At 54.3% G+C, this 501-nt stretch carries 1 protein-coding gene; it reads left to right on the top strand.

What is annotated here, in order from left to right:
- Nucleotides 1–501 (top strand): methyl-accepting chemotaxis protein (locus E3E29_RS11330; protein WP_240922869.1); only part of this gene is annotated, 501 nt, incomplete at both ends.

A 501-nucleotide genomic window follows, 5' to 3' on the forward strand; every position in this document is an offset into this window, starting at 1 on the left:
TGAAGAGGCGAGAGAGAAGCTGTCCTCCCTCCTACCGACTCTTGACGTTGGAGTTAGTGTGGAACACGATGAGCTTACGAGCGCCCTCGAAAGGGAGCGCTCCACCGTTGCCGAACTTGGGGACTACATCCAGACCCTTACCGCGGGTATAGAGGAGATGAACACTCAGGCACAGGCACTCACCGACTATGCCCTTGAGACCGCCAATATGGCCGAGACCGGGAAACGCATCTCTGATAACGTCGCCCTCAACGTTGCCAGCATTACCGAGGTCAATCAGGACATGGAGAGGGCGGTTTCCATACTTGTGGAGCACTCTAAGAGGATAGGCGAGATAGTCGAAGTCATCAGCAGTATAGCGGAGCAAACCAACTTGCTCGCTTTGAACGCTGCCATTGAAGCTGCTAGAAGTGGTGAGCACGGTAGAGGCTTCGCTGTCGTTGCAGAGAACATCCGTGAGCTGGCGGATCAGTCAAAAAAGTCCACTGACCAGATTACGGA

Source organism: Thermococcus sp. Bubb.Bath (genome assembly GCF_012027595.1).
Lineage (GTDB): Archaea > Methanobacteriota_B > Thermococci > Thermococcales > Thermococcaceae > Thermococcus.